Source organism: Nesterenkonia sp. LB17 (assembly GCF_022565915.1).
Lineage (GTDB): Bacteria > Actinomycetota > Actinomycetes > Actinomycetales > Micrococcaceae > Nesterenkonia.
This window is the reverse complement of sequence record NZ_JAJOYX010000001.1, coordinates 533079-546525: the sequence shown is the minus strand read 5'-3', so window position 1 is coordinate 546525 and position 13447 is coordinate 533079. Positions and strand designations below refer to the sequence as shown.

Here is a 13447-nt window from a genome sequence, read left to right as displayed (position 1 = left end):
CCAGCCACCAGGATGAGGACCATCGCCGGGACTCCGCTCCCGGCCACCGGCAGCAGCCTGAGGAAGGACGACCTGTGAACTCACAGAGCCCGCACACCGCCTATGAGCCCTCGAACACCCACCGCTCGGTCTGGCTGGACACCTACTCCCCGGAGTCCATCCCCAGCGACTCCTTCACCGAGGGCGCGCACTATGACACCGTCGTCGCCGGAGCGGGCCTGACCGGTCTGACCACGGCGGTGCTGCTGGCCCGGGCAGGGCATAAGGTGGCGGTGCTGGAAGCCCGAGCAGTCGGGGTTGTCGCCACCGGCAACACCACCGCGAAGCTCTCTCTGCTGCAGGGCACCACGCTCTCCAGCATCCGCAGGCACCACTCCGCTGAGGTGCTGCAGGCGTATGTGGACGGCAACGATGAGGGCGTCTCCTGGCTGGTCCGCTATATGCAGGAACACGGGGTGCCCTATCAGCATCGCACCGCCTACACCTACGCCACCACAGAATCCGGACTCTCCTCGGTGCAGGAGGAGTTCGCCGCCTGCCAGGAGGCTGGGTTGCCGGTGACCTGGACCGATCAGACCGATCTGCCGTTCGAGGTCAGCGGCGCCGTGGCACTGGCGAAGCAGACTCAGTTCCACCCCATGGAGGTCCTCGCCGCCCTGGCCGAGGAGCTCCGTCAACGCGGCGGGGAACTCATCGAAGGGGTCAGGGTCACCGGGGCGACCTCCAACGGCTCCGCGGCTGGTGACGCATCCGACACTGCCGGGGGCGCCGGTGCGAAATCCCGTACGGGAACTCCCCGGGCCTCGGTGGAGGACGACACCGAAGGCTCCCCTCTGGACCCGGCAGTGGATGAGGCGCCGCTGACCGTGGAGACCTCCCAGGGTCAGGTGACCGCGGCGCGGCTGATGCTCGCCACCGGGGTCCCGGTCCTGGATCGCGGCGGCTATTTCGCCAAGCTCAAACCCAACCGCTCCTACGCGATGACCTATCGGGTGCCCGGCGCTCCGGTCAGCATCCCGAAGGGAATGTATCTCAGTGCCGACACCCCTGGCCGAACCCTGCGCACGGTCCCGGTGAACGGTGAGGAGCTGCTGCTGATCGGCGGCAACGATCACGGAGTGGGCCGTTCACCCTCCGAGCGCGCCGCCGTGGATGATCTCGAGGCCTGGGCGCAGGCCCATTTCCCCGGCGCGAGGCGCACCCACGTGTGGTCCGCCCAGGACTACCGCACCGCGCAATACGTCCCGTTCTTCGGCGCGCTGCCCCGCGGCGGCGGAAGGATCTATCTGGCCACCGGGTACAACAAATGGGGCATGAGCAACGCGGTGGCCGCGGCGCTGGCCATCTCGGCGCAGATCCTCGGCGGGCACATGGCCTGGGCCGAGACGCTGAGCAAACGGATGGTCACGCCTTCGGACGTGTTCACCGGGATCAAGGACAACCTGGAGGTGGGCGGGACCCTGGTGGCCGGCTGGGTGGGCGCCGAGCTGCGCTCGCTGCCCGAGGACACCCCCGAGGAGGGCGAGGCCAATGTGGGTCGCGACCATGGGAAACCTGTCGGGGTCTCCACCGTGGACGGTCAGACGTGCAAGGTCTCCGCGATCTGCCCCCACCTGGGTGGGGTGCTGAAGTGGAACGACGCGGCCCTGTCCTGGGACTGCCCGCTGCACGGCTCACGCTTCGCCGCCGACGGGGAGCTTCTGGAAGGGCCCGCGGTCACGAATCTGTCGCGATTGTGAAGTCCCGCGGGTAGGAGGCCTGGGCGCCGAGCCGGGTGGTCGTGGCGGCGGCGAACCTCGAGGCGATGGTCGCCGCCGTCTTCATACTGTCTCCGCAGGTCAGCCGTCCGAGCAGGGCGCCGGCGAAGGCGTCCCCGGCGCCGCTGGTGTCGACTGCCTGCACCTGGACGCTGGGCACATGCACCGGTTCCAAGCCAGATTCATGGATGCTCGCCCCGGCTGCTCCGCGCGTGACGATGAGGGTCTCGATGCCCAGCGCGCCGGTCGGGTCTTCGGGTGTCGGGGCCTGCGAGTGACGGTGGGCCGCGCCGGCATCCGCCAGCAGATGGTCGGCCTCACCTTCATTGACGATCACCAGGTCCACGTGGCGGAGATCCAACGTCTGCTCAGACAGTGGTGAGGCGTTCAGCGCCACGTTTGTCCCGGCCGCGCGGGCGCGGGCAGCCACCTCCAGGACGGTGTCCAGCGGGACCTCCAGGCTGAGCAGGATCCAGTCGGCCTGGTCCAGCAGCGCTTCCGGGCAGTCCTGGGCTTGGAGTTCCGCGTTGGCCCCGGGGACCACCACGATGGTGTTCTCCCCGTCAGCGCGCACGGTGATGAAGGCCATCCCCTGGGCGCCGCGGCCCGGAGCGACGGCGTCGACGTGAACCCCTGCCTCGCGCAGCGCGTTCACCGCTTCGGCCCCGGCGGCGTCGGACCCGCAGCGAGCGATCAGCTGCGCCTCGGCGCCGACCAGCGCTGCGGCCACTGCCTGGTTCGCACTCTTGCCCCCGGTGGCGGTCTGCGACGCGGTGGCCAGCAGGGTCTCTCCGGGCTGTGGGAACTCAGGCAGCCGCGCGGTGATGTCGCGGTTCACCGATCCCATGACCAGCAATGTCATATGTGTCCTCTCCTGTGCAGGGCAGCTGAGTCCCATGATGCCAGCGATGCACAGGGGCCTGCCGCCAGAGATGAGCACGGCTCGGAGCGGGTGCGCGGCAGCGTCTGGAATTGTGCCGCGGCGGCGAAGAACCCGATGCGAACGATCACGCGCGAAAGGCCCAGCCGATGTGCGGCTGGGCCTTTCGAATGTATGCACGGCGGTGAGCACGGCCGGCGTCATGCAGCCGGAAGCACCTCGGTGGCGCTGCCCTGACCCGCAGCCCCGGCCTGCTCAGCTCAGGAGAGCGAGAGGAAGAGCTTCTCGAGCTCCTCCACGGTCAACCCGTCCTCGGTCTCCGCCGCCCGCTCAGGGTCGGTGACGCAGAACTGCATCGCCGAGGAGACCACGCTGAACCCGGCGCGGTCCAGGGCGGTGGACACCGCCGCGAGCTGGGTGACCACGTCGCGGCAGCTGCCGCCGTTCTCCACGGCGTTGATCACCGAGTCCAGCTGGCCGCGGGCCCGCTTCAGGCGGTTCACGATCTTGCGCTGTGTCTCCGGATCGGCTTCTCTCATGATTCTCTCCCTGTTTCTCGCACTGATTCGTCTCTATGTTGCCAGCTGATCTCCGCGCCGGCGGTACAGCAGGGTCCCGAGCAGCACCACGATGGCCGCTGCGGCGCCCAGGCCGTAGGCCAGCGGCAGCTCCTGGAGGAACACCACCACGCCCATGGCCAACACCAGATATCCGAAGGCCTTCTTCAGCGCCTTCTCTGGGACGTGCTTGCCGAACGCGGTGCCGATCAGCGCGCCGATCACCGTGATCACGGTGATGATCAGCACCGGGACCCAGTCGATGCTCACCGAGGTCAGATACCCGGCGAGCCCGGTGAAGGACTTCATCGAGATGATCAGCAGCGAGGTGCCCACCGCGGCGGGCATCGAGAGCCCGCCGAGCAGCACCAGCGCCGGAACCACCAGGAACCCGCCACCGGCACCGACCATGCCGGTCACCAGACCGACCACGAGTCCTTCGATCAGGATCTTGGCCAGCGGAAGCTTCTTCCTAGGCTGACCAGAGGCTTTGGCGCGACGGTCCAGGATCATCGCCAACGCCGTGGCAACCATCATGATGCCGAAGGCCACCATCAGCACGACGCTGGGCAGTCGGCTCCCCAACAGTCCGCCGCCGAAGGCTCCCACCATGGCCGCGGCGCCGAAGATGAACCCGGTTCGCCACTGCACGTTCCCGCGCTTGGCATGGGCGACCACGCTGACCGCGGAGGTGACCCCGATGATGAACATCGAGGCGGCGATCGCCTCCTTCGGCGGCATTCCCGCCACGTAGGTCAGAAGCGGAACCGCAAGGATCGTACCCCCGCCGCCGAGCAGGCCCAGCGAGATCCCGATGATGACGGAAAGGATCATCGCCAGGATGAGACCGGTACTCACCCCCGCGACGCCGGAGTCTGGATCTGCGTGGAGCGAGGAATCTGCGCCAGGAATGCCTCCACGGTCGGGTCAGCCTCCACCTTGTTCCACGGCATCTTGTTCAGCGCCGCGGCCATCGCACAGGAATCGGTCGCCGCGGAGAAGGTCAGCCCCGCACCGATCGCGCCGGCGACGTAGCCGACCTTTGGGGAGATCAGCTTGCCGCCGAGGAACCCGGCGAGCACCAGCGATCCGGCGACCATCCGGACCTGGCGATCCATGGCCCAGCGCTGCTGGCCACGGTGCGTGTGCTGGCTGTGCTGCGCTTCCATGGCGACGACGCCGCCCTCGAGCACCCGTGCCGTGTCCACTCCTGCAGCGCGCAGGTGCTGCAGGGCCTGGTTGGCGCGGTTGCCGGTCTGGCAGATCAGCACGATATCGCCGTTGAACTGCTCGGCCAGGGTCTCCTTGTTCTTCTGCAGCAGATCCAGCGGGACGTTGTGGGACCCGGGGACCCGCAGCGACTCGTGCTCCGCAGGGGTGCGCACGTCGACGAGCAGCGGGGCGTTCTGTGAGCGGAGCTTCTCGACGAGTTCGGTGGGGCTCATCGGGGATGCGGCCGCCGTCGTCGTCGGGTTCAGGGTGCTCGTGGTGGTGTTAGCCATAGGGCTGGTGTTTCCTCTCGAAAAGTGTGTGGTGCTGCTGAGACCAGAACAGTCTGATCAGTGTGATTTGTTCCAGTCTGACCAGCCGGCATAGCTGCCGACGAGTTCGCGGACGTCATGGCCCTGCCGGCGCAGCGCGCTGGCGGCCACCGAGTTCCGGACCCCGGACTGGCAGTAGGTGACGATCGGGCCGGAAGCAGGAAGCTGATCCTGGTTCCACAGCACGCGGCCGGCGCTGAGCTGCTTGGAGCCGGGGACGTGGCCGTCGGCGTGTTCGGACTTGTTGCGCACATCCAGCAGCAGAGCAGGCTCGAAGTTCTCCAGCTCGGCAGGGGTGATGGTGGCCGGCTGAGTCTGCGGCAGGTCGGCGATGCTGACCGTGTAGCCCTTGACCGCATCGATGCCCACTCGCATCAGGTGATTCCGCATGTCCTCGGCCTGGTCCTGATCCGCGGCCAGGAGGATCAGCGGCTGCTGCTCCTTCTCCGGGTCGTAGGCCCAGGCGCCGTAGCTGGCGAACTTGCCGCCGGCGGGGATGTTCAGCGCAGCGAGGACGGTGCCCTGCTTGACCTCGTCGTTGGTGCGGGTGTCCACGAAGATCGCGCGGTCCTCTTCCAGGGCGCTGCGCACCTGGTCCGAGGTGAAGGCCTCGAGGGGGCTCAGCGGGCCGAGCACTGCGGGGCCTTCCTTGTTCTCGCGCTTCATCCGACCGAAGTAGGCGTGCGCGTCTGGCTGGCCGTCGAGCAGCTCATCGATGAAGCCCTGTTCATCGTCATTGGCCAGGTGCTTGGACCACCAGGCGTTGATCCGCTCGTAGCCGACCGTGGTGGCGGGAAGCGCGCCGAGTGCCTTGCCGCAGGCGCTGCCGGAGCCGTGGCCGGGGTAGACCAGCACATGATCGGGCAGCGTGAGGAACTGCTCTTTGAGGCTGGTGAAGAGCTGCTTGGCTCCCACGAAGCGGGTGTCCACTCCCCCGGCGGCTTCATCGAGGAGGTCGGGGCGGCCGAGGTCTCCGGCGAAGACGAAGTCTCCGGAGATCATGTAGCCGGGGTCGTTGCTGAAGGCGCCGTCGGTCACCAGGAACACCAGGTGCTCAGGGGTGTGGCCGGGGGTGTGGCGGGCCTCAATGGTGATGTTGCCCAGCTTGATGGTGTCCCCGTGGGTCAGCCGGGTGGCGTCGAAGCCGTACTGCCAGTCATCGCCGCCCTCGCCGGAGACGTAGGCCTCCGCGTTCGCGGCGGCAGCGAGCTCGCGGGTGCCGGAGAGGTAATCGGCGTGGATGTGGGTCTCGGCCACGGCGGTGATGCGCATGCCGTGGCGGGCGGCCAGTTCGAAGTATTCGCTGTTGTCGCGGCGGGCATCGATGACGATGGCCTCGCCCTTGGACTGGCAGCCGATGAAGTAGCTGGCCTGAGCCAGGTCCTCGTCGTAGATCCGTTCAAGAAGCATGAGATCCCTTCCTTTGAAAGTCAATGGATACCCCAGGGGGTATGTCACTACTCTCGCACATACCCCCTGGGGTATACAAATCTAGCCAAGTCACCCGGGCTCCATAGCGCTCTGGACCTTGCCGATGTGAGCTGGGAGAGGACGTCCTCACTGGTCATGCAGGCGTGCAGCCACTCCGGAGGCCACCAGGCCAGGGCCTGTGTCTACAGGCAGCTCGGTCAGGCGCCACTCCAGCATGCCCTCATGCAGCCGCCAGGCAGTCCGGCCGGCGGCACGCAGGAGATCCACCGCTTCGTACGCGAGCACACAGTAGGCACCACGGCAGTATGCAACGACGTCCTGACCGGACGGCAGCTCGTTGATCCGCCGAGGAAGCTCCTCCACCGGGATGGACACGGCACCTGGGATATGGGCGGCCACATACTCCTCGACAGGACGTACATCAAGCACCGTAACCTCGCCCGCGGCAACCCTGGCCAGAAGCTCGTCCCGGCCAACCTCGTCCTGCTCACCCGGGGCCCCGGCAGCCCGACCGCTGGCCAGATAGTCCTCCCGGGCGCGACCAACATCGGAGACTCGTTCACCGGCCACATTTCGAAGCTGCTCATAGAGCCGGATCACATCCAGGCCCGCCAAGCCGTAGTGCACCCGGGTACCGTCCCGGCGAGTGGTCACCAACCCAGCCTGCTTGAGCACCTGCAGATGAGCCGAGGTGGTGCTCAGCCCCAGCTGAGCTGCAGCCGCCAGGTGCTCGACGCTTCGCTCGCCCTGGGCAAGCAGATCCAGCAGCTCCAGGCGCTTGCCGCTGCCCAGCGCCTTCCCCACTCGGGCCAGCTGCTCGAACAGCACGGTCTTCTTCTGCCGATCACCCAATTGATCCTCCAGACTTCTTTGGATTATCATAACAACCAGTATTCTAGTTTTCTTTGGAATACGAGATCAGCCCGACTCCTCGGGCAGCGCCGGCCTAGGAAGGGCGAGCCTCATGAAGGGTTCGGGATGCACTCACATTCGCAGGAACGCTGGGGCCGCCGTCGAGCGGACCCAGCGCTTCACGGCGAGCCCGCAGGTGGAGACATGAGCGCGCGTCGGTCCCCCGCAGGGCCACCGACGCTGGGACTGCGCGCCAACATCTCCCAGTTCACCCTCCTCGTCGCGGTGAATGCCCTGGTGGGAGGCATGGTCGGCCAACAGCAGACGGTGCTCCCGCTGCTCGCGGAATCCGAGTTCGAGCTCACGGGCTATACGTTCATCTTCACCTACGTCGCCGCCTTCGGCGTCACCAAGGCCATCGCCAACTACTTCGCCGGGACCTTGTCGGACAGGTACGGCCGCAAGCCGGTACTTCTCATCGGCTGGCTCTTCGCCGTGCCCGTTCCGCTGATGTTGATCCTCGCGCCGGGCTGGGGCTGGATCATCGCCGCAAATGTCCTGCTGGGCATCAACCAGGGGCTCACCTGGTCCACCACAGTAGTGATGAAGATCGACCTCGTGGGGCCCACCAAGCGCGGCTTGGCCATGGGGCTGAACGAAGCCGCAGGGTATGGCGCTGTAGCCGTGACCTCCCTGCTGGCGGGATACCTGGCGGAGCAGTTCGGGCTGCGCCCGGCACCGTTCCTGTTGGGCCTCGCCTACACCGCCCTGGCGCTGCTGCTCTCAGGTGCGTTCGTGCGCGAGACTATCGGGCACGCCCACTTGGAGGCGGCCGAGCATGTGGCCCGTGCCGACGGCACCCACGATCACCTGCACGCAGACCTCACCAGCCGGCAGGTCGCAGTCCAGACGAGCTTCCGGGAACCGGCCCTCTCTTCGGCCAGCCAGGCTGGGCTGGTCAATAATCTCAACTTCGGTCTCTCCTGGGGTCTCTTTCCCCTGCTCTTCGCCACGGCCGACCTCTCGGTAGGCGAGGTCGGGCTACTCTTCGCGCTGTACCCAGGCGTGTGGGGAGCGGGGCAGCTGGTCACCGGCGCGCTCTCGGATCGGATCGGGCGCAAACATCTGATCACCGCAGGGATGTCCACGCAAGCCGTGGCTCTGATGCTGATCGCCTCGGGTGATGACTTCAGCAGCTGGGCCGCGGGCACGGCTCTGCTCGGGGCCGGCACTGCGATGGTCTACCCGACGCTGCTCGCCGTGGTCGGCGACGTCGCCCACCCGGCCTGGCGCGGTCGTGCGGTAGGCGTCTACAGGGTCTGGCGCGATCTCGGCTACGCAGCCGGGGCTGTGCTGGGCGGGATCGTGGCCGACCTGATGGGACTCTCTGCCGCGGTGTGGGTGGCTGCCGCCGTCAGCGCAGTCTCGGCCGCGATAGTGGCGGCACGGATGTACGAGACCCACCAGAGGCCCTCGATGAGCAGACATTGAACTGCACACAATTCAGTTTCGACCCTCGACCCATAGCCCAGGAGGCCACAATGCAGGAAGTCTCACCTTCAATGACGTTCAAACGGATGGAGACGGCTCAGATCGTTGACGTGCGAGAAGATGAAGAAGTCAGCGCTGGCATGATCCCGGGAGCCCTCCATATACCCCTGGGACAGCTGCAGACACGGCTGCCGGAACTCGACTCCGCACGGCCGACGATCACAGTGTGCCGCAGCGGTCGGAGAAGTCTGACGGCGGCGCAGACCCTGAGCGACGCAGGATTCACCGTCGAGAGCATGGAGGGCGGAATGACTCTATGGGCCAAAGAGGGTCATCCGACGGCACTCCCCTGAGAAGCCTCTGCAAGTCCTTGAACTCAGCACCTCCTCACCGGCACCCCTGGCGCCCCTGGACACGAGGCTGATGTCCACCGGTGGCCCTCTCTTCAGACAGCCCAGGCGCCGAGGAAGCCCTCCGGCGCGCGACGCGTTGAGCGCCGGAGGCAGGAAGTGCAGATGGCGCCAGCTGAAGGACAGCCGGTACGCTGAGAACTCTGCCCTCCCCCGGCCCGGTCCAGCTGCGGCCGCATCGCGGGAGCGCTGACATTTCGTGTATCAACCTGTCTCGGCGGCGGCCTCGCTGTGGAGTCAAGGCGGCACTGAGCACGCGAGAGCCGACTCCCGGAGGATCCACCACCATGCCCGCGCACCAGTCCGACGCCATGCAGCCGCGACCAGCTGCTGAGCCAGGCACTCGTCCCGCACCCAGCTTCCCCGGCTCCGACCCGCGGCAGACCCTGCGCGGCGCCGTGGGCCCCGCCTATTTCCCGGTGGCCCTGCTGGCGCGCTTCCCCTACGCGATGATGGTGGTCGGGGTGCTGACCCTGGTGGTGGCCGCACGGGATTCCATCAGCCTGGGCGGACTGACATCGGCCATGGTCGGTCTGGGCACCGCGATCTTCGGCCCGCTCATCGGAGCCGCGGCGGACCGCTGGGGCCAGCGCCGGGTGCTGCTGATCGCCGGCTCCGCCAGCAGCCTCTCGCTGCTCGCCATGGCCTGGGTGGTCTACAGCCCCTTCGGCACCTGGGCCGTGCTGACCTCAGCCTTCTTCGTGGGAGCCACCGCTCCGCAGGTCCCGCCGATGTCGCGCAGCCGACTGGTGGGCGTGATCTTCCGCGAGCTGCCCCCGGCACGGCAGCAGAAGACGATGAACTCCACGATGGCGTATGAGTCCGCCGCCGACGAGATCACCTTCGTCTTCGGTCCGGTCATCGTGGGCCTGCTCGCCGCCACGCTCGGCGGAGCGGCACCGATGATCGGCGCCGCGATCCTGACCCTGTGCTTCCTGATCACCTTCGCGCTGCACCGCACCGCGGACGTAGTGCCCAAGAACGCCGCCACCCACCAGGAGCCCGCACCGGTGCGGTCACTGTTCGCGCCGCGGCTGCTGGTGCTGATGGCCGGCGCGCTGGGCATCGGGCTGATCTTCGGCTCCACCTTGACCACGCTGACCTCCTTCATGGCCGACCTCGGCTACGCCGAACGCGCCGGGCTGGTCTACGGCGCGATGGGCATCGGCTCGGCGGTCTTCGCCCTCGCCGCGGCCCTGTTCCCGGCGAGCTTCAGCCTTCAGGCGCGCTGGCTGAGCTTCGGCGGCGTGCTGCTGCTGGGCACCATCGGACTGCAGTTCGCCTCGGCCCTGCCGGTGCTGCTGCTGGTGCTGCTGGTGATGGGAGTGGGGATCGGCCCGACCCTGGTCACCCAGTTCAGCCTGGTGGCCGAGCGGAGCCCGCGCGGGCGCTCCACCACGGTGATGTCGCTGCTGACCACGGCGATCGTGATCGGTCAGTCGTCCTCCTCGGCGATCACCGGGTATCTGGCTGAGGGCTTCGGGACCCAGGTCGCGGCGCTGGTGCCGCTGGTCGCCGCGCTGCTGATCATCCTCGCCGCGGTGGCCAATGCGCTGGGTGTGAGCAACGCGCGGGACTACTCCCGGGACTGACCCTCAGCCTGGTCGTGGTGCTGATCCTCCGCCTCGTTGCGGGGCTCCGCTCCCTCCGGCACGTCTTCGGGATGCTCTCCGGCGCGCGCGTCGAGGGTCGGCCAGACCCCGGCCGTGCCTGTTCTCAGCACCGGGCGCAGCACCGATTCCTGCAGCGAGGATCCGCGGCGTCGTTGTCGGAGGGCCAGCACCAGGCGGACCACCACCGCCCCGCCGAGCACGACCCAGAAGGCGAGGAACAGCCATCCCACCACATGGTCCATGGGACCCACCTTGCCATGGTCCATCGAGACGCTGAACCCCCGCCGCGTCATCGAGTGTGCAATTCGTGCAGATATTTTCCGGGATTCGGGCCCAGAACGCGGTCGAATTACACACTCGATGCGTGACAGAGCAGCTGGATGGGTGTGGGCCTGAGACCCCGTGACACAAGAACGGCCGGTGAGGCCCCGAAGGGAACCTCACCGGCCGTCCTAGCGGCTCAGCTGGAGCCGTTCAGCAGAAGCTGATCACGCGTCGTCGTTGTCCGACTCCGAGGAGCCGTCACCTTCGACGACGGGTGCCAGGCTGAGCTTTCCGCGGTCATCGACCTTGGAGATCTCGACCTGGATGCGCTGGCCGACGTTGACGACGTCTTCGACGTCATCCACGCGCTTGCCCTCGTTGAGCTTGCGCAGCTCGGAGATGTGCAGCAGGCCATCCTTGCCCGGGGTCAGCGAGATGAACGCGCCGAACGTGGTCAGCTTGACCACGGTGCCCAGGTACCGCTCGCCGATCTCGGGGACCTGCGGGTTGGCGATCGCATTGACCGCGGCGCGGGCTGCCTCAGCAGCTTCGCCGTTGGTCGCGCCGATCAGCACGGTGCCGTCATCCTCGATCGAGATGTCGGTGCCGGTGTCCTCCTGGATCTGGTTGATCATCTTGCCCTTCGGGCCGATGACCTCACCGATCTTGTCCACGGGGACCATCACCGAGATGATGCGCGGTGCGAACTCGGACATCTCATCCGGGGTGTCGATGGCGGCGGCCATGACGCTCAGGATGTGCAGGCGAGCTTCGCGGGCCTGCTTCAGCGCTGCGGAGAGCACCGAAGCGGGGATGCCGTCGAGCTTGGTGTCCAGCTGGATGGCTGTGACGAACTCGGAGGTGCCGGCGACCTTGAAGTCCATGTCGCCGAAAGCATCTTCGGCGCCGAGGATGTCGGTCAGGGCGGCGTAGCGGGTCTCACCGTCGACCTGGTCGGAGACCAGGCCCATGGCGATGCCTGCGACCGGAGCCTTCAGCGGCACACCGGCGTTGAGCATGGACAGCGTCGAGGCGCAGACCGAACCCATCGAGGTGGAGCCGTTGGAGCCCAGGGCCTCAGAGACCTGGCGGATCGCGTAGGGGAACTCCTCGCGGGACGGCAGCACCGGCATCATGGCGCGCTCAGCAAGAGCACCATGGCCGATCTCGCGGCGCTTGGGTGAACCCACGCGGCCGGTCTCACCGACCGAATACGGCGGGAAGTTGTAGTTGTGCATGTAGCGCTTGGTCTTCACCGGCGACAGCGAGTCGATGTTCTGCTCGAGCTTGAGCATGTTCAGCGTGGTGACGCCCATGATCTGGGTGTCGCCGCGCTCGAAGATGGCCGAGCCGTGCACCCGGGGAAGGACCTCGACCTCGGCGGTGAGCTGGCGGATGTCCGTCAGGCCGCGTCCGTCGATGCGGACCTGGTCGCGCAGGATCCGCTGGCGGATGACCTGCTTGGTCACCGCACCGAAGGCCTTGGCGACTTCGCCGCCGCGACCCTCGAACTCCTTGCCCTCGCCGGCGAGGTCCTCGCGGACCTCGGCCTTCAGCTCGGAGTCGGCAGCGTCGCGCTCCTGCTTGTCAGCGATCTGGTAGACCGCGCTCAGACGCTCCGAAGCGGAGGACTCCACCGCGGCCAGCACGTCGGACTCGTAGTCCACGAAGGTCGGGATGTCGATGGCGGGCTTGGCGGCGCGAGCTGCCAGGTCTGCCTGTGCGTCGCAGAGGACCTTGATGAACGGCTTGGCAGCCTCGAGACCCTCGGACACGATGTCCTCGGTGGGCGCGGTGCGGCCCTGCTCCTTGATGAGCTTCCAGGAGTCATCGGTGGCTTCGGCCTCGACCATCAGCACGGCGATGTCGTCGTTGACGACTCGACCGGCGACGACCATGTTGAACACGGCGTCCTTGAGCTGGGAGTGCTTCGGGAAGGCGACCCACTGGGCGCCTGAGCCGGTGTCCACGAGGGCCACGCGCACTGCACCGATCGGGCCGGAGAACGGCAGACCGGAGAGCTGGGTGGACATCGAGGCGGCGTTGATGGCGACCACGTCGTAGAGGTCGTCCGGGTTGATCGAGAGGATGGTCTCGACGACCTGGACCTCGTTGCGGATGCCCTTCTTGAAGGCGGGGCGCAGCGGGCGGTCGATCAGGCGGCAGGCCAGGATCGCGTCGGTCGAGGGGCGACCCTCGCGGCGGAAGAAGCTGCCGGGGATGCGACCTGCGGCGTACATGCGCTCTTCGACGTCGACCGTCAGCGGGAAGAAGTCGAAGCCCTCGCGGGGTGACTTGCCCACCGTGGTGGCCGAGAGCAGCGTGGTGTCCTCGTCCATGGTGACCAGGACGGAACCGGCGGCCTGCTTGGCGAGGCGGCCGGTCTCGAAGGAAATCGTACGTGTACCGAATGATCCGTTGTCGATCACGGCTTCGGTGTAGTGAATCTCGGGACCCTGCATTACAGGTGTCTCCTCTCAGTAGCGTGCATTGCTGGCGAGCCAGTGAGAGGAAAGGATCTGCGTACATACGGTCGGTCATCGATCGAAGCCCACGGGCCTGGCACGTGTCGTGCCTCCCGGAGGCTACTACCGAGGACCGGAACATATGAGTTCGATCCCTCTCACTGGCGGGTGCGCCACCCACTATCC

12 protein-coding genes are annotated in these 13447 nt (G+C 67.2%); 4 read left to right on the top strand and 8 right to left on the bottom strand.

Annotation, left to right across the window (positions count from 1 at the left end; translation table 11 throughout):
- The first annotated feature begins 74 nt into the window (after positions 1-74).
- Entirely contained in the window at positions 75-1739 is a 1665-nt protein-coding gene (locus tag LTH96_RS02450; protein WP_241464122.1) for an FAD-dependent oxidoreductase, read from the top strand.
- Here the strand turns inward: LTH96_RS02450 and LTH96_RS02445 are convergent.
- The 6 genes from LTH96_RS02445 to LTH96_RS02420 form a co-directional block, all read right to left on the bottom strand.
- Positions 1717-2619 (bottom strand): ribokinase, encoded by a 903-nt coding sequence (locus LTH96_RS02445; RefSeq protein ID WP_241464119.1) that lies wholly within the window; start codon positions 2617-2619, stop codon positions 1717-1719. The genes LTH96_RS02450 and LTH96_RS02445 overlap by 23 nt on opposite strands.
- A gap of 278 nt (positions 2620-2897) precedes the next feature.
- Positions 2898-3176 (bottom strand): metal-sensitive transcriptional regulator, encoded by a 279-nt coding sequence (locus LTH96_RS02440; RefSeq protein WP_036473958.1) that lies wholly within the window; start codon positions 3174-3176, stop codon positions 2898-2900.
- Between the two features lie 33 nt (positions 3177-3209).
- Positions 3210-4052 carry a sulfite exporter TauE/SafE family protein gene (locus LTH96_RS02435; RefSeq protein WP_241464118.1) on the bottom strand — a complete coding sequence of 281 codons (843 nt, stop codon included), beginning with the start codon at positions 4050-4052 and terminating at the stop codon, positions 3210-3212.
- The gene (locus LTH96_RS02430; protein ID WP_241464116.1) at positions 4049-4696 is read right to left on the bottom strand and encodes a rhodanese-like domain-containing protein; all 648 of its coding nucleotides are present in this window, start codon (positions 4694-4696) and stop codon (positions 4049-4051) included. The genes LTH96_RS02435 and LTH96_RS02430 overlap by 4 nt, the downstream gene beginning before the upstream one ends.
- A gap of 57 nt (positions 4697-4753) precedes the next feature.
- The gene (locus tag LTH96_RS02425) at positions 4754-6145 is read right to left on the bottom strand and encodes a rhodanese-like domain-containing protein (RefSeq protein ID WP_241464115.1); all 1392 of its coding nucleotides are present in this window, start codon (positions 6143-6145) and stop codon (positions 4754-4756) included.
- A gap of 147 nt (positions 6146-6292) precedes the next feature.
- Positions 6293-7018: a metalloregulator ArsR/SmtB family transcription factor gene (locus LTH96_RS02420; RefSeq protein WP_241464114.1), complete on the bottom strand. Its 726-nt coding sequence runs from the start codon at positions 7016-7018 to the stop codon at positions 6293-6295.
- A 204-nt stretch (positions 7019-7222) separates the two neighbouring features.
- Between LTH96_RS02420 and LTH96_RS02415 the strand changes: the two genes are divergently transcribed.
- The 3 genes from LTH96_RS02415 (at position 7223) to LTH96_RS02405 (ending at position 10511) form a co-directional block, all read left to right on the top strand.
- A complete protein-coding gene (locus LTH96_RS02415; RefSeq protein ID WP_241464112.1) occupies positions 7223-8509 on the top strand; it encodes an MFS transporter in 1287 nt (428 codons plus the stop codon).
- A gap of 50 nt (positions 8510-8559) precedes the next feature.
- Positions 8560-8862, top strand: coding sequence for a rhodanese-like domain-containing protein (locus LTH96_RS02410; RefSeq protein WP_241464110.1), 303 nt, complete (start codon positions 8560-8562; stop codon positions 8860-8862).
- 344 nt (positions 8863-9206) lie between these two features.
- Entirely contained in the window at positions 9207-10511 is a 1305-nt protein-coding gene (locus tag LTH96_RS02405) for an MFS transporter (RefSeq protein WP_241464108.1), read from the top strand.
- Here the strand turns inward: LTH96_RS02405 and LTH96_RS02400 are convergent.
- Both LTH96_RS02400 and LTH96_RS02395 read right to left on the bottom strand, forming a co-directional pair.
- Positions 10496-10774: a hypothetical protein gene (locus tag LTH96_RS02400; protein WP_241464107.1), complete on the bottom strand. Its 279-nt coding sequence runs from the start codon at positions 10772-10774 to the stop codon at positions 10496-10498. The genes LTH96_RS02405 and LTH96_RS02400 overlap by 16 nt on opposite strands.
- 246 nt (positions 10775-11020) lie before the next feature.
- Positions 11021-13258, bottom strand: a complete 2238-nt coding sequence (locus LTH96_RS02395) for a polyribonucleotide nucleotidyltransferase (RefSeq protein ID WP_241464105.1) — start codon at positions 13256-13258, stop codon at positions 11021-11023.
- Positions 13259-13447: the final 189 nt, after the last annotated feature.